17 protein-coding genes are annotated in these 21,584 nt (G+C 69.8%); 9 read left to right on the forward strand and 8 right to left on the reverse strand.

Annotation, left to right across the window (positions count from 1 at the left end; genetic code table 11):
• Positions 1-26: 26 nt before the first annotated feature.
• The 3 genes from AL346_RS20025 to AL346_RS20035 form a co-directional block, all read right to left on the reverse strand.
• Positions 27-1,997 (reverse strand): acetyl/propionyl/methylcrotonyl-CoA carboxylase subunit alpha, encoded by a 1,971-nt coding sequence (locus AL346_RS20025; protein WP_040405132.1) that lies wholly within the window; start codon positions 1,995-1,997, stop codon positions 27-29.
• A gap of 317 nt (positions 1,998-2,314) precedes the next feature.
• A complete protein-coding gene (gene hutC, locus AL346_RS20030; RefSeq protein WP_019403519.1) occupies positions 2,315-3,043 on the reverse strand; it encodes a histidine utilization repressor in 729 nt (242 codons plus the stop codon).
• 6 nt (positions 3,044-3,049) lie between these two features.
• Complete coding sequence (locus AL346_RS20035; RefSeq protein WP_019403520.1) at positions 3,050-4,411, reverse strand: formimidoylglutamate deiminase; 1,362 nt, start codon at positions 4,409-4,411, stop codon at positions 3,050-3,052.
• Positions 4,412-4,656: 245 nt separating this feature from the next.
• Here AL346_RS20035 and hutI point away from each other — a divergent pair, with 245 nt between their 5' ends.
• The 7 genes from hutI to AL346_RS20070 all read left to right on the forward strand — a co-directional run bounded on the left by hutI (position 4,657) and on the right by AL346_RS20070 (position 12,995).
• Positions 4,657-5,865, forward strand: coding sequence for an imidazolonepropionase (hutI, locus tag AL346_RS20040; protein ID WP_019403521.1), 1,209 nt, complete (start codon positions 4,657-4,659; stop codon positions 5,863-5,865).
• Positions 5,866-5,905: 40 nt separating this feature from the next.
• A complete protein-coding gene (hutH, locus tag AL346_RS20045) occupies positions 5,906-7,456 on the forward strand; it encodes a histidine ammonia-lyase (RefSeq protein ID WP_019403522.1) in 1,551 nt (516 codons plus the stop codon).
• A complete protein-coding gene (hutG, locus tag AL346_RS20050) occupies positions 7,453-8,280 on the forward strand; it encodes an N-formylglutamate deformylase (RefSeq protein ID WP_019403523.1) in 828 nt (275 codons plus the stop codon). The genes hutH and hutG overlap by 4 nt, the downstream gene beginning before the upstream one ends.
• Before the next feature lie 165 nt (positions 8,281-8,445).
• Positions 8,446-10,110 (forward strand): urocanate hydratase, encoded by a 1,665-nt coding sequence (gene hutU / locus AL346_RS20055; protein WP_019403524.1) that lies wholly within the window; start codon positions 8,446-8,448, stop codon positions 10,108-10,110.
• Between the two features lie 10 nt (positions 10,111-10,120).
• On the forward strand, positions 10,121-11,281 hold the full coding sequence (locus AL346_RS20060) for a CaiB/BaiF CoA-transferase family protein (protein ID WP_082312587.1): 1,161 nt from the start codon (positions 10,121-10,123) through the stop codon (positions 11,279-11,281).
• Complete coding sequence (locus AL346_RS20065; RefSeq protein WP_245258867.1) at positions 11,278-12,417, forward strand: acyl-CoA dehydrogenase family protein; 1,140 nt, start codon at positions 11,278-11,280, stop codon at positions 12,415-12,417. Before AL346_RS20060 ends, AL346_RS20065 begins: the two co-directional genes overlap by 4 nt.
• Before the next feature lie 5 nt (positions 12,418-12,422).
• On the forward strand, positions 12,423-12,995 hold the full coding sequence (locus AL346_RS20070; RefSeq protein WP_019401446.1) for a HutD family protein: 573 nt from the start codon (positions 12,423-12,425) through the stop codon (positions 12,993-12,995).
• Positions 12,996-12,998: 3 nt separating this feature from the next.
• Here AL346_RS20070 and AL346_RS20075 read toward each other — a convergent pair whose 3' ends face one another.
• From AL346_RS20075 to AL346_RS20090, 4 genes are all read right to left on the reverse strand, one after another.
• Positions 12,999-13,565: an HdeD family acid-resistance protein gene (locus AL346_RS20075; RefSeq protein ID WP_019401447.1), complete on the reverse strand. Its 567-nt coding sequence runs from the start codon at positions 13,563-13,565 to the stop codon at positions 12,999-13,001.
• A 135-nt stretch (positions 13,566-13,700) separates the two neighbouring features.
• Entirely contained in the window at positions 13,701-14,486 is a 786-nt protein-coding gene (locus tag AL346_RS20080) for an ABC transporter ATP-binding protein (RefSeq protein WP_019401448.1), read from the reverse strand.
• On the reverse strand, positions 14,483-15,256 hold the full coding sequence (locus tag AL346_RS20085) for an ABC transporter permease (protein WP_026015004.1): 774 nt from the start codon (positions 15,254-15,256) through the stop codon (positions 14,483-14,485). Before AL346_RS20085 ends, AL346_RS20080 begins: the two co-directional genes overlap by 4 nt.
• Positions 15,257-15,367: 111 nt before the next feature.
• Positions 15,368-16,318, reverse strand: a complete 951-nt coding sequence (locus AL346_RS20090; protein ID WP_019401450.1) for an ABC transporter substrate-binding protein — start codon at positions 16,316-16,318, stop codon at positions 15,368-15,370.
• A 1,006-nt stretch (positions 16,319-17,324) separates the two neighbouring features.
• Here AL346_RS20090 and AL346_RS20095 point away from each other — a divergent pair.
• Positions 17,325-18,854 carry a DEAD/DEAH box helicase gene (locus AL346_RS20095; RefSeq protein ID WP_019402401.1) on the forward strand — a complete coding sequence of 510 codons (1,530 nt, stop codon included), beginning with the start codon at positions 17,325-17,327 and terminating at the stop codon, positions 18,852-18,854.
• A 279-nt stretch (positions 18,855-19,133) separates the two neighbouring features.
• The gene (locus AL346_RS20100) at positions 19,134-19,751 is read left to right on the forward strand and encodes a hemolysin III family protein (protein WP_019402400.1); all 618 of its coding nucleotides are present in this window, start codon (positions 19,134-19,136) and stop codon (positions 19,749-19,751) included.
• A gap of 48 nt (positions 19,752-19,799) precedes the next feature.
• Here AL346_RS20100 and ettA read toward each other — a convergent pair whose 3' ends face one another.
• The gene (ettA, locus tag AL346_RS20105; RefSeq protein WP_019402399.1) at positions 19,800-21,455 is read right to left on the reverse strand and encodes an energy-dependent translational throttle protein EttA; all 1,656 of its coding nucleotides are present in this window, start codon (positions 21,453-21,455) and stop codon (positions 19,800-19,802) included.
• Positions 21,456-21,584 lie beyond the last annotated feature (129 nt).

Below are 21,584 nucleotides of genomic sequence, written 5' to 3' on the forward strand. Positions count from 1 at the left end.
TATTTTGTATAGAAGATTATTTACACCTACTCCTCCCCCGCGATCACGATGAGCCGCGCCCCTTCCCCCACCTGCGCTCCCGGCTCGGCGGCGATCTCGGTCACCGTGCCGGCGCAGGGGGCGACGAGCACGTGCTCCATCTTCATCGCCTCGACCACGGCGAGCCGCTCGCCCTTCTCCACCCTGTCGCCGACGCCGACGAAAACGGCGACGAGCTTGCCGTGCATCGGCGCCTTGACGAGGCCGTCGCCGTCCATGTGCTCGAGGTCGACGGCGAAGGGGTCGTAGATCCTGACGCTCGTCTGCCGGCCCTCGGCGAGGACGAGCATGGCCGCGTCCGCCTCGACCAGCGTGAGATCGTGCTCGCCCTCCGGCACCGGATGGCCGGGAAAGGCGACGGCCGGTCCGTCCGGGCCGTAGTCGAGCACGGCCTCGACCCGCTCACCCTCGACGAGGAGCGGCAGGCCGGTGCGCCGCGCGCCGACGAGCTGGAAGCCGTCGTCGGCCCACCAGCCGCCCGCCTCCTCGTCCCGCAGGGACGACGCGGCGGAAAAGGCGATGCGTTCGCTCTCGCGGTGGACGAGCGCGAGCGCCCCCGCTGCCGCCGCCGCGGCATCGAAGCCGCGCGGTACGGCGCCGAGCGCCTCGATGTTGCGGTCGATGAAGCCCGTGTCGAAACGCCCGTCACGGAACTCCGGCGCCTCGCACAGCGCCTTGAGGAAGGCGATGTTGGTCTTCGGCCCCGCGACCGTCGTGCCGCCGAGCGCCTCGGCCAGCCGGTCGAGCGCCTCGGCGCGCGTCGGCGCATGGGCGATGACCTTGGCGATCATCGGATCGTAGAAGGGTGTCACTGCGTCGCCCGCGGCCACGCCGGTGTCGATGCGGATGTCGTCGCCCGCACCGAAATCGAGCGCCCAGAGCTTGCCGGTCGACGGCAGGAAGCCCTTTTCGGGATCCTCCGCATAGAGCCGCGCCTCGACGGCATGGCCGTCGATCGCAAGGTCCTCCTGCGTGAAGGGCAAGGCCTCGCCCGCGGCGACGCGGAACTGCAGCTCGACGAGGTCGAGCCCGGTGATCGCCTCCGTCACCGGATGCTCCACCTGCAGGCGCGTGTTCATCTCCATGAAGTAGAAGCGGTCCGGCCTCAGGCCCTCGCGCCCGTCGGCGATGAACTCGACCGTGCCGGCCCCCACATAGCCGACGGCCCGCGCCGCCTCCGTCGCGGCCTGCCCCATGGCGGCGCGCATCTCCTCGGTCATGCCCGGCGCCGGCGCCTCCTCGATGACCTTCTGGTGGCGGCGCTGCAGGGAGCAGTCGCGCTCGAAGAGGTGCACGACATTGCCGTGCCCGTCGGCGAAGACCTGGATCTCGATGTGCCGCGGCGACAGCACGTATTTCTCGACGAGCACGCGCGGGTCGCCGAAGGCATTCTGCGCCTCGCGCTGGGCGCTCTCGAGCGCGGCGTCGAACTCGGCCGCCTTGTCGACGCGCTTCATGCCCTTGCCGCCGCCGCCGGCGACCGCCTTGATGAGCACGGGATAGCCGATCTCATAGGCCTTCTGGCGCAGGAAATCAGGCTCCTGCCGGGCGCCGTGATAACCCGGCACCACCGGCACGCCGGCCTTCTCGACGAGCGCCTTGGCCGCATCCTTCAGCCCCATGGCGCGGATGGCGGATGCCGGCGGGCCGACGAAGGCGATGCCGTTCGCCGCGCAGGCCTCGGCGAATTCCGCCCGCTCGGAGAGAAAGCCGTAGCCCGGATGGATGGCGGCGGCCCCGGTCTTCTTCGCCACCTCGATGATGCGGTCGATGAGAAGGTAGCTCTCGGCCGCCGGCGCCGGGCCGATGCGGTGCGCCTCGTCCGCCATGTGCACGAACATCGCATCGGCATCCGCATCCGAATGGACGGCGATGGTGCGCATGCCGAGCTGCCGCGCCGTGCGGATGATGCGGCAGGCGATCTCGCCGCGGTTGGCGATGAGGAGGCTGTCGAGCACGAAGTCATCTCCCTCGATCACGGGCGCGCCGGTTCGTCCGGCGGCAAATCATGTCGCTTTCGCGGTCAACAGACCATAGCCCGCCCATAAGCGCCATGCCGCAATGCACGGCATCCGGCCTTGGCATCTGCGCGGGGGGCGGGCTCCGGTCGACGCACGCTCGTGCCCCGGACGCGCCGCAGCACGAAGTGGTGCGGTGCAGATCCGGGGTCCCTTGTCTACAGCGCCTTCGGCAGGTTCTTTTGCTGGACCCCGGATGGCATTCCGCTTCGCTGCATGCCTCCGGGGAACATGGCGCTCCAGCCTGCGGTCGTCGCTCACCGCGTCGCGGGGCTGAAGCGCGCCACGAGCTGGTGGCGCTCGCCGGGATAGGTCAGCGTCACCGCCGTGATCGTCGTCCCGGCCTGGAAGGTGCGCCGCGCCACGACGAGGCAGGCGGCGCCGCGGGCGACGGCGAGGTGATGGGCGACGTCCGCCCCGGCATTCTCGGCGCGGATGGTGTGCTCGGCCTCGGTCCAGGGGATCTGCTCGAGCAGCCAGGTGCCCGGCGGCGAAGCGGCGAAGGCCTCGCGCGCCGCGGCCGGCACGACGGCAAGGTTGATCAGCCGCTTCTCGTAGACGAAGGGCCGCTCGTCCGCGAAATGCAGCACCGTGAGCGCCTCCACGTCGAAGCTGCCCTTGGCCGCCCCGAGCCGCGCAAGGTCCTCCGGCCGCGCCCGCCGGCGCTCCCGGTCGAGGATCACGTAGCGGTAGCTGCGGCCGGAGCCGGTGATCTCGGCCTTGATGTCGTGGACCTCGAGCACGGTCTCCTGCGACTTCGGCGCCGCGACGAAGGAGCCGGAGCGGCGCCGCCGCACAACGAGCCCCGCCGCCGCCAGCGCCGAGATGGCCTTGTTCACCGTCATGCGCGAGCAGCCGAACTGCGCGACGAGGTCGTGCTCGGAGGGCACGCGATGGCCGGGCGGCCACTCGCCGGAGAGGATCTTCTCCTCCAGCGCCCGGCGGATCTCGGCATAGCGCGGCAGCGGTTCGGCGATGCTCACCACCGTCTCCTACGCCTTCACGAGCCGGGCGAGCGTGCGCCGGTACGCCGCCTCGACCGCCTCGCGCGTCGCGTGCCGGCCACCCGCGACGACCTGCCGGCCGCCGACATAGACACCGTCGAGCGCCGCCTTGCCGGCAACGAAGAGATAGGCGTCGAGCCAGCGGTCCCCCCGCATGGGCGCAAGATCGACGTGAGCTGCGTCGAGCACGACGATGTCGGCGCGGTGGCCGGGAGCGAGCGTACCGATGGCGCGGCCGAGCGCGCGCGCCCCGCCGCGACAGGCCTCGTCATGGAGCCGCCGGCCGGTCGATTCGCCCTGCCTCTGCGCCATGAGGTTGCGGCCGCGCAGGGCCAGGCGCTGGCTGTATTCGAGCTGCCGGAGCTCGCCCGGCGCCGTGATCTCGATGTTGGAATCGCTGCCGACGCCGTAGAGCCCGCCCTGCCCGGCGAAATCCACGCCAGCGAAGATGCCGTCGCCGAGATTGGCCTCGGTGATCGGGCAAAGGCCAGCGACGGCCCCGGAGCGGGCGATGCCGCCGACCTCCGCGTCCGTCAGATGGGTGGCGTGGATGAGGCACCAGCGCGCATCGACCGGCGCGTTGTCCATCAGCCATTCCACCGGCCTGCGACCGGACCAGGCGAGGCAGTCCTCCACCTCCTTCAGCTGCTCCGCGATGTGGATGTGGATCGGGCCATCCCCGGCGAGCGGCAGGACCGCGGCGAGGCTTTCGGGCGTGACGGCGCGCAGCGAATGCGGCGCGATGCCGACCCGCGCATCGGGCAGGGACGCGACCGCCTTGCGCGCGCCTTCGACGAGTTGCGCGAAGCGTTCCGGATCGTTGAGGAAGCGCCGCTGCCCCTCGCCCGCCGGCTGGCCGCCGAAGCCGCCCTGCGCGTAGAATACCGGCAGGAGCGTCAGGCCGATGCCGGTCGCCTCGGCGGCGGCAGCGATGCGCTCGCAGTGCTCGGCGAGATTGGCATAGGGGGCGCCGTCCGGGCCGTGGTGCAGGTAATGGAACTCCGCCACCGCGGTGAAGCCGCCCTCCAGCATCTCCAGGAGAGCATAGGCCGCAATGGCCTCCACGTCCTCCGGCGTCAGCGCGCCGAGGAAGCCGTACATCACCTGCCGCCAGGTCCAGAAGCTGTCACCCGAGGGGCCGCGCGTCTCGGCAAGGCCCGCCATGCCGCGCTGGAAGGTGTGGCTGTGCAGGTTCGGCAGGCCCGGCAATGCAATGGAGCCGCCATAGGCGGTATCCCCGCGCACGCTGTCGCGTTCGATGGCCGCGATCGTGCCCGCTTCATGGGTGATCGTGACATTATCCGCCCAGCCGTCGCCGATGAGGGCATGATCGAAGAACAGCTTCTGCATGATCTCTCCCCGTGGCAACGGCCCCGCTCTCACAACCGTCATGCCCGCGCCTGTCGCGGGCATCCACGCCGCGACGGTTGCGCAAAGATGGAAGGCGTGGATGGCCGGGAAAGAGCCCGGCCGTGACGGCGCAGGAAGGTCGTTCGTGCCATGGCCAGTCTGCGTGATGGCGCGCGATTTTGTCTAGACAATAAATCGGCAGGCTGATTATGTATAGACAATAAGAGCGGAAGGGAGCAGGCCACATGGACGCCGACAGGCTGTGGTTCAACGCACGACTGGCGACGCTCGCTGAAGGCACGCCGGGGCTCGGCATCGTCGACCATGGCGCGCTCGCCTGCAAGGACGGGCGCATCGTCTATGCCGGCCCGATGGCTGACCTGCCACCGTCACTCCGGGCGAAAGAGCGCATCGATTGCGCCGGGCGCTGGATCACGCCCGGCCTCATCGACTGCCACACGCATCTCGTCTTCGGCGGCGACCGCGCGCAGGAATTCGAGATGCGCCTTGCCGGCGCGAGCTACGAGGAGATCGCCCGCGCCGGCGGCGGCATCGTCTCCACCGTGAAGGCGACCCGCGCGGCGGGCGAGGACGACCTCGTCACGAGCGCCCTGCCCCGGCTCGACCACCTCCTCGCCGAGGGCGTCACCACCGTCGAGATCAAGTCCGGCTACGGCCTCGATACCGAGACCGAGCTGCGCAGCCTGCGCGCCGCGCGCCGGCTGGGCGAGGCGCGCCCGGTCACCGTCACCACCACCTTCCTCGGCGCCCACGCGCTGCCGCCGGAGGCGAACGGCGACAAGGCCGCCTATGTCGCGAAGGTCGTCGACGAGATGCTGCCGGCCGTCGCGGCCGAGGGCCTTGCCGATGCGGTCGATGCCTTCTGCGAGGGCATCGCCTTCTCGCCCGACGAGACGGCGCGGGTCTTCGAGGCCGCGAGGGCCCACGGCCTGCCGATGAAGCTGCACGCCGACCAGCTCTCCAACCTCCACGGCGCCGCGCTCGCCGCCCGCTTCGGCGCGCTGTCCGCCGACCACCTGGAATATACGGACGCGGAAGGCGCCGCCGCCATGGCCGCCGCCGGCACGGTGGCCGTGCTGCTGCCCGGCGCCTTCTACTTCATCCGCGAGACGAAGAAGCCGCCGGTCGAGCTCTTCCGCGCCGCCGGGGCGCGCATGGCGCTCGCGACCGACTGCAATCCCGGCACCTCGCCGCTGACCTCGCTGCTGCTCACCATGAACATGGGGGCGACGCTGTTCCGCCTGACGGTGGAGGAATGCATCGCCGGCGTCACGCGCGAGGCCGCAAGGGCCCTCGGCCGCCTCGACGAGGTCGGCACGCTCGAAGCCGGCAAGTGGTGCGACCTCGCCATCTGGGACATCGAGCGCCCGGCCGAGCTCGTCTATCGCATCGGTTTCAACCCGCTCCATGCCCGGGTCTGGAGGGGAAAGTGAAGTTCTCTGGCCATTCCGCCGCTGCCTCCGGTGACCTGACATGACCGAACAGACGATCACCCTTCATCCTGGGGATGTCGCCCTCGCCGACTGGCGCCGCGTCTATCACGGCGCCCCGGTTGCGCTCGACGACGCGTGCCGCCCGGCCGTCGAGGCCGCGGCGCGCACCATCGACGCCATCATCGCCAGGGGCGAGCCGGTCTACGGCATCAACACCGGCTTCGGAAAGCTGGCGAGCGTGCGCATCGAGGCCGGCGATCTCGCGGCGCTCCAGCGCAACATCGTCCTCTCCCATGCCGCCGGCGTCGGCGAGCCGCTGCCCGTGCCGGTCGTGCGCCTCGTCATGGCGCTGAAGCTCGCGAGCCTCGCGCAAGGGGCCTCGGGCGTGCGCTGGGAGACGATCCGTCACCTCGTCGCCTGCCTCGGCAAGGGCCTCGTGCCCGTCGTGCCCGGCCAGGGCTCGGTCGGCGCCTCGGGCGACCTCGCGCCCCTCGCCCACATGACGGCGGCGCTCATGGGCGTCGGCGAGTTCTTCGTCGAGGGCGCTCGCGTGCCGGCGGACAAGGCGCTGGCCGATGCGGGCCTCGCGCCCCTCGTGCTCGGGCCGAAGGAGGGGCTCGCCCTTCTCAACGGCACGCAGGTGTCGACGGCGCTCGCACTCGCCGGGCTGTTCGAGGCTGAACGCGTCTTCCAGTCCGCCCTCGTCACCGGGGCGCTCGCCACCGACGCCGCCAAGGGCTCCGACGGGCCGTTCGACGAACGCATCCAGCGCCTGCGCCGCCATCGGGGCCAGGCGGAGACCGCGGCCGCCTTGCGCGCCCTCATGGCCGGCTCGGCCATCCGCGCCTCGCATCTCACCAACGACGACCGGGTGCAGGACCCCTATTGCCTGCGCTGCCAGCCACAGGTGATGGGCGCCTGCCTCGACCTCCTGCGCAAGGCGGCCGATTTCCTCGCCACCGAGGCGAACGGCGTCTCCGACAATCCGCTCGTGTTCCCGGAGGCGGGCGAGGTCATCTCCGGCGGCAACTTCCACGCCGAGCCTGTCGCCTTCGCCGCCGACATGATCGCCATGGCCTTGTGCGAGATCGGCTCCCTCGCCGAGCGGCGCATCGCCATGCTGGTCGACCCGGCCCTCTCCGGCCTGCCGGCCTTCCTCACGCCGAAGCCCGGGCTCAACTCCGGCTTCATGATCCCGCAGGTCACGGCCGCCGCCCTCGTCTCCGAGAACAAGCAGCGCGCCTATCCGGCGAGCGTCGATTCCATCCCGACCTCGGCCAACCAGGAAGACCACGTCTCCATGGCGACGCACGGCGCCCGCCGGCTCATACCGATGGCGCAGAATGCCGCGGCCGTCATCGGCATCGAGCTTCTGGCCGCCGCCCAGGGCTGCGACTTCCATGCCCCGATGCGCTCCAGCGAGCCGCTGGAGAAGGCGCGCGCCCTGCTGCGCGGGCGGGTGCCGCACCTCGCCGACGACCGCCACTTCGCCCCCGACATCGCGGCGGCGACCGATCTCGTCCGCTCGGGCGCCCTCGCGGCAGCCGTGGGTGCGGCGGCGCTGCCGGCCGTGACGGAGCACGAGCCGTGAGCACGCCCTCCTTCCTTACCGTCACCCGCGGCGAGGCCCCGCTCCTCGTCAGCCTGCCGCATACGGGCACCGACATCCCGGAGGAATTCGCCGCCGGCCTCGTCTCCCCGTGGCGCGCCCGCAAGGACTGCGACTGGTGGATCGAGCGGCTCTACGACTTCGCCGTCGGGCTCGGCGCGACCGTCGTGCATACGGCGATCTCGCGCACGGTCATCGACGTCAACCGCGATCCCTCCGGCGCCTCGCTCTATCCCGGCCAGGCGACGACCGAGCTCGTGCCGACGACGACCTTCGACGGCGAGCCGCTCTACGAGCCGGGGCACGAACCAGATTCCGACTCGATTTCAAGGCGCAAGGCGCTTTTCTTCGAGCCTTATCACAAGGCGCTGGCCGAGGAGATCGCCCGCCTGCGCGCGCTCCATCCGCGCATGGTCGTCTACGACTGCCACTCGATCCGCTCGCTCATCCCGCGGCTCTTCGCGGGCGAATTGCCCAACTTCAACATCGGCACCAACGGCAGCACGACCTGCGATCCGGCGCTGACGGCCAGGATCGCGGAGATCTGCGCCGCCACCGGCCGCAGCCACGTGGTCAACGGCCGCTTCAAGGGCGGCTTCATCACCCGCCACAACGGCCGCCCGGCGGATGGCGTCCACGCCATCCAGATGGAGCTCGCCTGCCGCGGCTACATGCGCGAGCCGGTCGGCCCCGTGGACGAAACCTCCTGGCCCGCGGCTTACGACGAGGCCTATGCCGCGCCCATGCGCGCCGCCCTCACCCGCATTCTCGAAGCCTGCCTCGATTTTGCGAGGAGTGCCCGCTGATGCTGCCAACGCTTCTTTCCCGTCATGCCCGCGCTCGTCGCGGGCATCCACGCCCGGACGCAACGAAGCAGGTCGCAGGCGTGGGTGGCCGGGACAAGCCCGGCCATGACCGCAGGGCCCTCACGCGCCATCCCCATCAATGACCGTTCTGACGGAGTCCGCCCCATGACCCGCATCGACAACGCCCGCGTCATCCGCGCCCCGCACGGCAGCGACATCAGCGCCAGGAGCTGGCTGACGGAAGCGCCGCTGCGCATGCTGATGAACAACCTCGACCCAGACGTCGCCGAGAAGCCCGGCGAACTCGTGGTCTACGGCGGCATCGGCCGCGCCGCGCGTGACTGGGAGAGCTTCGACCGCATCGTCGCCGCGCTGAAGAAGCTCGAGGCGGACGAGACGCTGCTCGTCCAGTCCGGCAAGCCGGTCGGCGTCTTCCGCACCCATCCGGACGCGCCGCGCGTGCTCATCGCCAATTCCAACCTCGTGCCGCACTGGGCCACTTGGGACCATTTCAACGAGCTCGATCGGAAGGGTCTCATGATGTACGGCCAGATGACGGCCGGCTCGTGGATCTACATCGGCTCGCAGGGCATCGTGCAGGGCACCTACGAGACCTTCGTCGAGATGGGGCGCCGGCACTACGGCGGCGACCTCTCGGGCAAGTGGATCCTCACCGCCGGCCTCGGCGGCATGGGCGGCGCCCAGCCGCTCGCCGCCGTCATGGCCGGCGCCTCCTGCCTCGCCATCGAATGCCGCCCGTCGAGCATCGAGTTCCGCCTGCGCACGGGCTATGTGGACGTTCAGGCAAAGGACCTCGACGAGGCGCTCGCCATCATCGAGGAGGCCACCCGCACGAAGAAGCCGGTCTCGGTCGCTCTCCTCGGCAATGCCGCCGAGGTGCTGCCGGAGCTGGTCAAACGCGGCGTGAGGCCCGACTGCGTCACCGACCAGACCTCGGCGCACGATCCCGTCAACGGCTACCTGCCGAAGGGCTGGACGCTCGCGCAGTGGGAAGAAAAACGCGAGGCCGACCCGAAGGCGGTGACGAAGGCCGCCAAGGCCTCCATGGCCGAGCACGTGCGCGCCATGCTCGCCTTCCACCGGATGGGCGTGCCCACCGTCGACTACGGCAACAACATCCGCCAGATGGCGCTGGAGGAAGGCGTCGCCGACGCCTTCGACTTCCCCGGCTTCGTGCCCGCCTACATCCGCCCTCTGTTCTGCCGCGGCATCGGCCCCTTCCGCTGGGCGGCCCTGTCGGGCGATCCGGAGGACATCTACAGGACCGACGCCAAGGTGAAGGAGCTGCTGCCGGACAACAAGCACCTGCACAACTGGCTGGACATGGCGCAGAAGCGCATCAAGTTCCAGGGCCTGCCGGCGCGCATCTGCTGGGTCGGCCTCGGCGACCGCCACCGCCTCGGCCTCGCCTTCAACGAGATGGTGGCGAAGGGCGAGTTGAAGGCCCCCATCGTCATCGGCCGCGACCATCTCGACAGTGGCTCCGTCGCCTCGCCCAACCGCGAGACGGAGGCGATGCGGGACGGCTCCGACGCCGTCTCCGACTGGCCGCTGCTCAATGCTCTCCTCAACTGCGCCTCTGGCGCCACCTGGGTGTCCCTGCACCACGGCGGCGGTGTCGGCATGGGCTTTTCGCAGCACTCGGGCATGGTCATCGTCTGCGACGGCACGCCGGAGGCGTCGCGGCGCATCGAGCGCGTGTTGTGGAACGATCCGGCGACCGGCGTGATGCGCCATGCCGACGCCGGCTACGACATCGCCGTCGAATGCGCGAAGGAGCACGGCCTCAACCTGCCGAGCCTTCCCTGAGGCGAACGACATGAGCGGGGGCGCTGCCATGAAGCCGCTGGCCGATCTCAGGGTGCTCGATTTCAGCCGCGTGCTGGCCGGCCCCTATTGCACCGCCCTCCTCGCCGACCTCGGCGCGCAGGTGATCAAGGTCGAGCCCCCGGGCGGCGACGACTATCGCCACATCGGCCCCTTCGTCGAGGGCGAGAGCATGCTCTTCGCCACGGTGAACCGGGGCAAGCGCTCCATCGTCCTCGACCTCGCCAAGGCAGAAGATCTCGCCGTAGCCCATGCGCTGGCCGCCCGGGCGGACGTGGTCGTCGAAAACTTCCGCCCCGGCGTCGCGGACAAGCTCGGCATCGGCTGGGCGCAGCTGTCCGCGCTCAACCCGCGCCTCGTCTATGCCTCCATCTCCGGCTTCGGCCAGGAGGGGGAGCTGGCGAAGCGCCCGGCCTACGACGTCATCCTGCAGGCGATGAGCGGCATCATGGCCGTGACGGGCGAGCCGGACGGGCCGCCGACCCTCGTCGGCGAATCCATCGCCGACGTCGCCGCCGGCCTCTTCGCCTCCTGGGCGGTGCTCGCGGCCTTGCACGAGCGCCATGGTACGGGCCGGGGCCGCCACATCGACCTTGCCATGTTCGACGCCATGGTGGCCCTGCAGCCGCTCGTCGTCGCCCGCTATCTCGCGACGGGCGATGCGCCGCGGCGCGTCGGCAACCGCCATCCGCTGTCGGCGCCCTTCGGCGCCTTCGCGGCGCGCGACGGCAGCTTCGTGCTCGCGGTGCTCAACGACAAGCTGTTCCAGCGGCTCGCCGCCTGCATCGGCGCGCCCGAGATCGCGGCGGACCCGCGCTTCGCCACCGACGGCGACCGCCTCGCCAACGAGGGGGCGCTGCGCGCCCTCATCGAAGCGTGGTCGCGGCAACGCGGCGCCCGCGAGGCCGTGGAGGCGCTCGTCGCCTACGGCGTGCCGGCCGCCGAGATCAACGACATGGCCGAGGCCCTCGCCTCCCCGCATGCCGAGGCCCGCGGCCTCCTGCAGGAGGTGAGCGACGCGCGTGCCGGCATGCGGCAGGTGCCCGAGCAGCCGGCGCGCTTCGCCGACGCGCCGCGCGGCGGCCTTGCCGCCGCCCCCCGCCTCGACGGCGACCGCGCCGCCATCCTGGCCGACCTGGAGGACCGGACGTGAACGCTCCCGCGATGACAGCCGAGGACGCCGCCGCCCTCGTCGAGGCCGTGGCCGACTTCAGTCGCAACGTGCTTGCCCCGGCCGCCGCGGAGATCGACCGCACGGGCCGCTCGGCCACCATGCACCTGCCGCAGCTTGCGGAGATGGGCATCATGGGCCTCAACCTGCCCGAGGCCTGCGGCGGCATCGGCCTGCCGGCGACGGCCCTGTTCGAGGCGGTGGCGGCCATCGCCGGAGCCTGCGGCTCCACGGCCTCCATGGTCACGGCCCATTGGCTCGCGACCGATTCCATCCTCATCGGCGGCACGCCGAAGCAGCAGCAGCGCTACCTGCCGGCCGCGGCCGCCGGCCAGGCGCTCGGCGCCTTCGGCCTCACCGAGCCCGGCGCCGGCTCCAACCCGGCCGACATGACGACGCGGGCCGTGCGCGAGGGCGACGGCTACCGCATCACCGGCACCAAGCACTTCATCTCCAATGCCGGCGAGGCCGATTTCATCGTCGTCTATGCCAAGACGGACATGGCCGCCGGCGCGCGCGGCATCTCGGCCTTCGTCGTCGAGCCGAAGGCGGGCGGCGTGCGCTGCTCCGCGCCCGAGCCGACCATGGGCCTGCGCGGCGGCCATGTCTTCGAGGTTTCGCTCGACTGCGTCGTGCCGGCAGAGAACCGCCTCGGCGAGGAGGGCAAGGGCTTCCGCACCGCGCTCAAGGTGCTCGACGCCGGGCGGCTCGAGATCGCCGCCTGCGCCGTCGGCATCGCCGAGGCGGCACTGGCCGCGGCGCTCGACTGGGCAAGGGAGCGCAAGGTGGGCGGCGAGCCGATCGCCCATTTCCAGGGCCTGCAATGGATGCTGGCGGATATGGCGACCGACATCGCCGCCGCGCGCCAGCTCGGCCTTGCCGCCGCGCGCAAGCGCGAGGCCGGCGAGCGCTTCTCCATGGAAGCATCGATGGCCAAGCTCCACGCCTCGGAGATGGTCGGCCGCGTCACCGACAAGGCGCTCCAGATCCACGGCGGCTACGGCTTCACCACGGCGCTGCCGCTGGAGCGCTACATGCGCGACTGCCGCATCTTCCGCATCTACGAGGGCTCCTCGGAGATCCAGCGCAACATCATCGCGCGCCATCTGCTGGGGTGAGGCTCATGCGTATTCTCCGGGCCGGCGACTATCGCGTCATGCCGTGGAAGAACGGCGGCGGCGAGACCACCGAGATCGCCGCCTTCCCGGAAGGCTCCGGGCTGGAGACCTTCGACTGGCGCGTGAGCATGGCGCGCGTGGCGAGCGACGGGCCGTTCTCGATCTTTCCGGGGATCGACCGCACCCTGTCGCTCCTCGACGGCCCGGCGCTGACCCTCGCCTTCGATGGCCGGGGCGAGGTCGTCATCGATGCGGCGACGCCGCCCTATGCTTTCCCCGCCGATGTCGCCGTGACCGGGCGTCTCGCCGGCGGTCCGATCACCGACCTCAACGTGATGACGCGCCGCGGGCGCTGGCGCCACCATGTGCAGCGGGTCGCCGTGGAAAGCCCGCGCGCCCTGCCGCGCCTCGGCGACCTCCTTCTCGTCATCGCGACGCGCGAGGCCGTCACCCTTCGGACAGACGACGGCATGGCCGTCCTGAACCCCGCCGACACCGCCGTCATCGAAGAGGCAGCCGTCAGCCTCGCGGCTGACGGCCCCGCAACTGTCTACACGGTCGACCTCTGGCGCCTCTGACGCTCAGCGCGCCGCCTTGAGGGCGAGGCCGAAGGCGATGAAGGCCCAGCCCTGGAAGATGAGGTCGATCGCAAGCAGCAGGCCCAGCACCCACAGGCTGTTCACCGGCCAGCCGGCCGCGATGATGAGGCCCGTGAGGAGCGTCAGCAGACCGGCGGCGACGATCCAGCCCCAGCCCTTCTCCGGCCGCGCGTTGAAGCCCACCCACATGCGGATGAGGCCGGCAACGATGAGCGAAACGGCGAGCAGCAGCGTCAGCACGCCGGAGGCGAGAAGCGGGTTGTAGAAGGCGAAGAAACCCGCCACCGCATAGATGAGGCCGCTCGCCAGCCAGTAGAAGAAGCGGCCCCAGGTCTTCACGCCGAAGGCATGCACGATCTCGATGATGCCGCCGACGAGCATGAGCGCGCCGACGTAATAGACCGTGGCGACCGTCGCGACGAAGAGATGCGCGAAGGCGATGCCCCCGAAGACGAGCAGGCCGACGCCGAGCGCGACGAACCAGCCCCACTTCGCCCTCACCTCGCCGACGGCCATGCCGAGCGGACTCTCGTTGAGCGTATTGGCCATTGCACCCCCCTGACTGTCCGCCTGAGGGACGGGGAGCGGGCCCGGACAGCAGCCCGACTCACCCGGCAGTGGCCAAAGGATAGCGCGTGGGCCAAACAATGGCAAAGAAATGCGGGGCGCAGTTTGCCGTAAATTTTAGTGTTCGGTCGCCGCCAGCACCGCTTCGACGCGGATCTCTTCCGTAAGTCTCGCCTTCAGCGCCGAGAATTCGGGGCTCGTCTTCATCTTGTAATCGCGCGGATGCGGCAGGTCGACGGCGAGGTCGGCCTTGATGCGCCCGGGCCGGGCCGACATGACGATGACGCGCGAGGCGAGGAAGATCGCCTCCTCGATGTCGTGGGTGACGAAGAGCACCGTCTTGCGCTCGCGCTCCCAGATGCCGAGCAGCAACTCCTGCATCAGCGAGCGGGTCTGGTTGTCGAGGGCGCCGAAGGGCTCGTCGAGCAGCAGGATCTCGGGGTCGTTGGCGAGCGCGCGGGCGATCGCCGTGCGCTGCTGCATGCCGCCGGAAAGCTGCTTGGGCCAGTGGTTCTCGAAGCCCCTGAGGCCGACCTTGTCGATATAGGAGGCGACGATGTCCCTGGTCTCGGCTTCCCGCCGGCCCTTCTCCCTGAGGCCGAAGGCGATGTTCTGCGCCACCGTGAGCCAGGGAAAGAGCGTGTAGGACTGGAACACCATGCCCCGGTCGGCGCCCGGGCCGGTGATGCGGCGCCCGTCGAGCCGCACCTCGCCCGCGCTCGGCCTGTCGAGCCCGGCGACGATGCGCAGCAGCGTGGACTTGCCGCAGCCGGAGGGGCCGAGGATGGTGATGAAGTCGTTGGCCGCGACCGAGAGGTTCGTCGGCGTCAGCGCTGTCACCGGCGCCCCGCCGCGCACCCCCGGGAAGATGCGCGAGACGTTGTCGATGACGAGCTTCGTCACGCGAGCCTCCACGGGAAGAGCCAGCGGTTGGCTGCCTTGAACAGGAAATCGGAGACGAGGCCGATGAGGCCGATGACGATGATGCCGAAGATGATCTGGCCGGTGGCGAGCAGCGCCTGGCTGTCGATGATCATGTGGCCGATGCCGGACGAGGAGCCGATGAGCTCGGCGACGATGACATAGGTCCACGCCCAGCCGAGGACGAGGCGCAGGATCTCGGCGATCTCCGGCGCATTGGCCGGGATCATGACGCGGCGCACGATGCCCGTATCGCGCGCGCCGAGCGTGTAGGCGGCTTCGACGAGGTCACGCCGGGTGGAGCCCACCGAGACAGCGACCATGAGGATGATCTGGAACACCGAGCCGATGAAGATGACGAGCAGCTTCTGCACCTCGCCGATGCCCGCCCACAGGATGAGGAGCGGGATGAAGGCCGAGGCCGGCAGGTAGCGCGCGAACGAGACGAAGGGCTCGAAGAAGGCCTCGATCGGCTTGTAGGCGCCCATCAGGATGCCGAGCGGCACGGCGACGATGGCGGCCAGCACGAAGCCGCCGAGGACGCGCCAGATGGTGACGCCGATGTCGAACAGGAAGCCGTGATCGGCAAGGAGCGCCCAGCCGTCCGCCACCATGGTGAGCGGGTCGGCGAGGAAGGTGCGCGAGACATAGCCGCCGAAGGTGGCGAAGCCCCAGCCCAGCACGAAGAGGATGAAGAAGGAGATGCCGAGGACGATGCGCGCCCCCTGCCCGATCGGTTCCAGTGGTCTCAGCATGACGTTCCGTTCGTGCCGTTTCCGGTCAGCCGCGCCCGTTCCGCTCCCTCGGCGAGGGAGCGGCAGGTGGCATAGCAGATGCGGGCGGCAAGTGAAGCCGCCGAAGGCTCACTTGATGTAGCTGGTATCGACGATCGTCGAGATGTCCGGCTTCTGCTTGATGATGCCGATCTCGAGGAGCAGGTCGGCCGCCTCGTTGGAGAACTTCTCGAACTCGCCGGCGAAGAAGGTCCGGTTGGCCTCGCGGTCCTGCCAGCGCAGGTACTGGGCCGACTTGCCGAACTGCTCGCCCGTCTGCTTCACGTCGGCGCCCATGATCTCGAAGGCCTTCTTCTCGTCGGCCTTGATCATGTCGAGCGCCTCGAAGTAGCTGTCGGCGAGCGCCTTGGCCGCTTGCGGGTTCTCCTCGAGGAACTTCGGCGTGCAGCCGAAGGTGTCCATGACGACCGGATAGTCGAGCGTCGTGGCGATGATCTTGCCCGCCTCCGGCTTGTCGCGCACGGTCGAGAGATACGGCTCGTAGCTCATGGCCGCATCGTTCTGGCCGGCGACGAAGGCCTGGGCCGCGGGACCGGGCTCGAGATTGACGACCTTGACGTCCTTCACGGAGAGGCCGTTCTGCTTCAGCATCCAGGCGAGCACGAAATAGGGCGAGGTGCCCGGCGCGGAGGCCGCGACGTTCTTGCCCTTCAGGTCCTTGATCGACTGGATGTCGTTGCGCACGACCATGCCGTCGGCGCCGTAGGACTTGTCCATCTGGAAGATCTGCTTGGTGGCGATGCCGTTGGCGTTCCACGCCACCCAGGTCTCGACGGTCGTCGCGGCGCACTGGATGTCGCCCGAGGCGATGGCGAGGTGCCGGCTCGCCTGCGGGATCTTCTTGATGGTGACGTCGAGGCCGTGCTTCTCGAAGATGCCGGCCTCCTTGGCGAGCGTGAGCGGCGCAAAGCCCGTCCACCCGCTCATGCCGATGACGACCTGCGTGTTGGCCGCCGATGCGGCGCCCGCCGCGCCGATGAGGATCGCCGCGGCGAGCCCGAATGCCGAAGTGCGCTTCATGACGTGTCTCCCGGTCCGTTGACCCCTCTTTATCGAATGGCAGCACGCCGCAGCCCCGGTGTCAATTGTCTAGACATAACTGCATACACTTTCCCACGCAGGCCGTGCATCTGCCTGTTTGCGCGGCAAGGAAGGGAGGGCCTGAACCGTGCGGATTCGGCTTCTCGCGCGTCTTGACGGCGCATCTTTGCCGCGCGTCTTGGCCGATCCTCGTGCGTCATGGCCGGGCTCGTCCCGGCCATGGCGCCTTTCAATCCTGCGCGAGCGTCACGGCGTGGATGCCCGCGACGAGCGCGGGCATGACGGCGGGGACAGTTACGCAAATGGAACAGGAAGAGTGAGGCACAACCTCCCCGCCCGTCATGGCCGGGCTCGTCCCGGCCATCCACGCCTTTCAGCCCTGCGCGAGCGTCACGGCGTGGATGCCCGCGACAGGCGCGGGCATGACGGTGGAGACGGCTGCGCAAAGGGAGCGGGAAGAGTGAGGCACAACCTCCCCCACCCGTCATGGCCGGGCTTGTCCCGGCCATCCACATCTTTCAACCCCGCGCGAGCGTCACGGCGTGGATGCCCGCGACAGGCGCGGGCATGACGGTGGAGACGGCTGCGCAGATGGAACGGGAAGAGCGTGGCACAACCTCCCCGTTCGTCATGGCCGGGCTTGTCCCGGCCATCCACGCCTTTCAACCCCGCGCGAGCGTCACGGCGTGGATGCCCGCGACGAGCGCGGGCATGACGGCGCAATGGTGCGCACGTCGATGGAGCGGCATTGCACGCCCCTCCTTGACAAAGCACCCGCCAGGGGACACATGTGGCGCGGGTCGCATCGATTTCCCTTTCACGTTCGGCTGCGTGAGCGACGTTCTTCGTCGATTGAGCCGTTCGTCCGGCGACCGATCCTTCCGGAACAGCCCAATTCACGCGGGGCGTTCGTTTCCCCGCGTTCGTGCGCCCGCTTCGGCTCGTTGCCGGCGGCGTGTCCGGCGCGCACCATGAAAGACGATAAGTGACTTCATTTTCCGATCTCGGCCTCGCCCAACCGCTGCTCAAGGCGCTGGAGAGCGAGGGTTACGAGCAGCCGACGCCGATCCAGGCGCAGGCCATTCCCCATGTCATCTCCGGCCGCGACCTGCTCGGCATCGCCCAGACGGGCACGGGCAAGACGGCGGCCTTCGCCCTTCCCATCCTCCACCGCCTCGCCAACGCGCCGAAGCGCCCGGGCCGCGGGCGCTGCCGCGTGCTCGTGCTGAGCCCGACGCGCGAGCTCGCCAGCCAGATCGGCGAGAGCTTCCGCACCTATGGCCGCCACCTCAACCTGCGCACCACCGTGATCTTCGGCGGCGTCGGCCACCGGCCGCAGTCCGATGCGCTGGCGCGCGGCCTCGACGTGCTGGTCGCCACCCCCGGCCGGCTGATCGACCACATGCAGACGGGTGCCGTCAGCTTTGCCGAGACGGAGGTCGTCGTCCTCGACGAGGCCGACCAGATGCTCGACATGGGCTTCATCCACGCCATCCGGAAGATCGTGCCGCGCCTGCCGAAGGAGCGCCAGAACCTCTTCTTCTCGGCGACCATGCCCAAGGAGATCGCCGCGCTTGCGTCCGACCTGCTGCACGACCCGGTGCAGGTGTCGGTGACGCCGGTCGCGACGACGGCCGAGCGCATCGACCAGCGCGTCATCTTCGTCGAGACGGCGCGCAAGCGTAACCTTCTCGCCGAGATCCTGAAGGGCGAGAAGCTGGGCCGCACGCTCGTCTTCACCCGCACCAAGCATGGCGCCGACCGCGTGGTGCGCCACCTCGAACAGGACGGCATCCGGGCCGCGGCGATCCACGGCAACAAGAGCCAGTCGCAGCGCGAGCGCGCGCTCGGCGGCTTCCGCACCGGCGAGACGCCGATCCTCGTGGCGACGGACATCGCCGCCCGCGGCATCGATGTCGACGGCGTGACCCACGTCATCAACTTCGACCTGCCGAACGTGCCGGAATCCTACGTGCACCGCATCGGCCGCACGGCCCGCGCCGGCGCCGACGGCAGCGCCATCTCCTTCTGTGACGGTGAGGAGCGCGCGTATCTTCGGGCCATCGAGAAGCTGACGCGCCAGAAGATCCCGGCGACCGACCGGCGCGCCAATCCGGGCGCCGAGCCGGAGGAGCCCGCCGAAGCCCGCCCGCAGGGCCGCAACGGCGGCGGCAGGAACGGCCCCGGCAAGAGCGCAGCCGGCAAGGGCCGGCATTCGCCGCGCGGCGGCCGCAACGCGCCGCAGCCGGGCCACCACAGCGCCGGCAAGGCGCCGGGTCACGGCAACGGCCATGGTCACGGCAGCGGCCTCGGCCAGGGCAACGGCCAACGCCAGCAGGACGGTGCGTCCCGCCGTGATGGCCAGCGGCCGGCCGCCCAGGGCAGCGGCAAGCCGCAGCAGCGCGACCACCACCGTGGTCAGGGCCAGGGTCATGCCCCGGCCGGCGCCGAGCGCATGGACGGCATCGGTTTCATGCGCCCGGCCCGCCGCCGCAGCGACGGCCCGTCGCGCTGAGGCAGGCCTGGCAGCCGGCAAACCTCCCTTCCCCACACCTCGGGCTCGCCCGGGAGGTGTCCCTCGAAGAGCAAGTCGGGCACACCCGACTTGCGACAGACGGGATCAGCAGCGCCGGCTTGTGCCGTCAGCATGCTGCCATGATCGGCAGCCATCCTGAGCCGTGAGGCAGCAACCAAGCTCACGGCCAGGGGCATGACGCGCGCGCCGTCCGGCACGACCGGATTAGCAAGGGGATTTTCGACGTCCGCGTGCCGCCCGCGCACGCGCCGCGAGATCGTGGCCGATGCGGTCGTGCACGCCATCGGCCTCGTCGCCGCCTGCGTCGGTGCGGTGGTGCTCATCGGTTTCGTGCTGCACGGCGGCGCCTATGGCGCCCTGCCCGCCGTGGCGCTCTACACCCTCGGCCTCTTCGTCATGCTCGGCTGCTCCTGCGCCTACAACCTGGCACCGGCGTCACCGCGCAAGGAGAAGCTGCGCCAGTTCGACCAGGCCGGCATCTTCCTGATGATCGCCGGCACCTACACGCCCTTCACGACGCTCAGCCTCGGCGGCCCCTGGGCCGTCGGCCTGACGAGCTTCGTCTGGCTCGCGGCCATCGCCGGCGCCTGCCTGAAGCTGTTCTTCCCGCGCCGCTTCGACCGCCTGACGATCGCCGCCTATCTCGCCCTCGGCTGGGCCGGCGGCGTCGCCGTTGCCCCGCTGATGGACGCGCTCGGCCTGACCACGCTGGCGCTGATCGCCGTCGGGGGCGTGCTCTATTCGGTCGGCGTCATTTTCCATCTTGCCGAACGCCTGCCCTTTCAGGCGGCCATCTGGCACGGCTTCGTCGTCGCCGCCGCCGGCGTGCACTATGCGGCGGTGCTGCGCGCCCTGACGGCCGTCCTCAGCGCATAGAAAAGCGCCCGCAGGACGAACCCGCGGGCGCTCGCAGCAGGGGCCCGCTCAGCGCGAGAACTTCTTGTACTGGATGCGCTTCGGGATCGTGGAATCGATGCCGAGGCGGCGCTTCTTGTCTTCCTCGTAATCCTCGAAGTTGCCCTCGAACCACTCCACGTGGCTGTCGCCCTCGAAGGCGAGCATGTGGGTGGCGACACGGTCGAGGAACATGCGGTCGTGGCTGATGATGACGGCGCAGCCGGCATAATCCTCCAGCGCCTCCTCGAGCGCGCGCAAGGTGTCGACGTCGAGGTCGTTGGTCGGCTCGTCGAGCAGCAGCACGTTGGCGCCCGACTTCAGCATCTTGGCAAGGTGCACGCGGTTGCGCTCGCCGCCCGAGAGCATGCCGACCTTCTTCTGCTGGTCGCCGCCCTTGAAGTTGAAGGCCGAGCAATAGGCCCGCGAGTTGATCTCGCGCTTGCCGAGATAGATGACGTCGTTGCCGCCGGAGATTTCCTCCCAGACGGTCTTGTTGCCGTCGAGCGCGTCGCGCGACTGGTCGACATAGCCGAGCTTGACCGATTCACCGATGGTGATGGAGCCGGCGTCCGGCGTCTCCTGCCCGGTGATCATGCGGAACAGGGTGGTCTTGCCCGCGCCGTTCGGCCCGATGACGCCGACGATGCCGCCCGGGGGCAGCTTGAACGACAAATCGTCGATGAGCAGACGATCGCCGAAGCCCTTGGTGAGGCCGTCGAACTCGATGACGTTGTTGCCCAGCCGCTCGGCGATCGGGATGACGATCTGGGCCGTGGTCGGTGCCTTGTCCGAGGCCTTCTGCACCAGCTCCTCGTAGCGCTGGATACGCGCCTTGTTCTTGGCCTGGCGGGCCTTGGGCGAGGCCGAGATCCACTCGCGCTCGCGCTCCAGCGTGCGCTGGCGCGCCTCCTCCTCGCGCCCCTCCTGGGCGAGGCGCTTCTGCTTCTGCTCCAGCCACGAGGAATAGTTGCCCTCGTAGGGAATGCCGCGGCCGCGGTCGAGCTCGAGGATCCAGCCCGTGACGTTGTCGAGGAAGTAGCGGTCGTGGGTGACGATCAGGATGGCGCCCGGATAGGTCCGGAGGTGCCCTTCGAGCCAGGCCACCGTCTCGGCGTCGAGATGGTTGGTCGGCTCGTCGAGCAGCAGCAGGTCCGGCTGGGCGAGAAGCAGCTGGCACAGCGCCACGCGGCGCTTCTCGCCGCCGGACAGCGAGGCGACCTCCGCATCGTCCGCCGGGCAGCGCAGGGCGTCCATGGCCTGGTCGACCTTCGAATCGAGGTCCCACAGGCCCTTGGCCTCGATCTCGTCCTGCAGCCGCGTCATCTCGTCGGCCGTCTCGTCCGAGTAGTTCATGGCGAGCTCGTTGTAGCGCTCGAGCACCGCCTTCTCGCCGGCGACGCCCTCCATGACGTTCTCGCGCACATTCTTCGTGGGGTCGAGCTGCGGCTCCTGCGGCAGGTAGCCGACGCGCGCGCCTTCCGCCGCCCAGGCCTCGCCCGTGAACTCCTTGTCGAGCCCGGCCATGACCTTGAGCAGCGTCGACTTGCCGGCGCCGTTGACGCCGAGCACGCCGATCTTGGCGCCCGGGTAGAAGGACAGGTGCACGTTGTCGAGGACCTTCTTGCCGCCAGGGTAGGTCTTCGACAGGCCGCGCATGTGGTAGACGTACTGATAGGAGGCCATTCAAGTCTCTCTCAACGAAAGGACCGCATGCTCCCGGCGTGCACCGCGCACGCGGGAACTGTCGGCCGCATCGGAAATTCGAGCCACGAGTTATCAGGCGGGCGAGGTCGGTTCAAGCCGCGCGCCCCC

Origin of the sequence: Chelatococcus sp. CO-6, assembly GCF_001271345.1 — a bacterium.
GTDB lineage: Bacteria > Pseudomonadota > Alphaproteobacteria > Rhizobiales > Beijerinckiaceae > Chelatococcus_A > Chelatococcus_A caeni.

Bases quoted from the DNA above. Each gene is read 5' to 3' on its own strand.
- ettA (WP_019402399.1), bottom strand. From the start codon at position 21,455: ATGGCCTCCTATCAGTACGTCTACCACATGCGCGGCCTGTCGAAGACC.
- hutH (WP_019403522.1), top strand. From the start codon at position 5,906: ATGACCGAACAGACGATCACCCTTCATCCTGGGGATGTCGCCCTCGCC.
- AL346_RS20090 (WP_019401450.1), bottom strand. From the start codon at position 16,318: ATGAAGCGCACTTCGGCATTCGGGCTCGCCGCGGCGATCCTCATCGGC.
- hutU (WP_019403524.1), top strand. From the start codon at position 8,446: ATGACCCGCATCGACAACGCCCGCGTCATCCGCGCCCCGCACGGCAGC.
- AL346_RS20070 (WP_019401446.1), top strand. From the start codon at position 12,423: ATGCGTATTCTCCGGGCCGGCGACTATCGCGTCATGCCGTGGAAGAAC.
- AL346_RS20075 (WP_019401447.1), bottom strand. From the start codon at position 13,565: ATGGCCAATACGCTCAACGAGAGTCCGCTCGGCATGGCCGTCGGCGAG.
- hutI (WP_019403521.1), top strand. From the start codon at position 4,657: ATGGACGCCGACAGGCTGTGGTTCAACGCACGACTGGCGACGCTCGCT.
- AL346_RS20060 (WP_082312587.1), top strand. From the start codon at position 10,121: ATGAGCGGGGGCGCTGCCATGAAGCCGCTGGCCGATCTCAGGGTGCTC.
- AL346_RS20035 (WP_019403520.1), bottom strand. From the start codon at position 4,411: ATGCAGAAGCTGTTCTTCGATCATGCCCTCATCGGCGACGGCTGGGCG.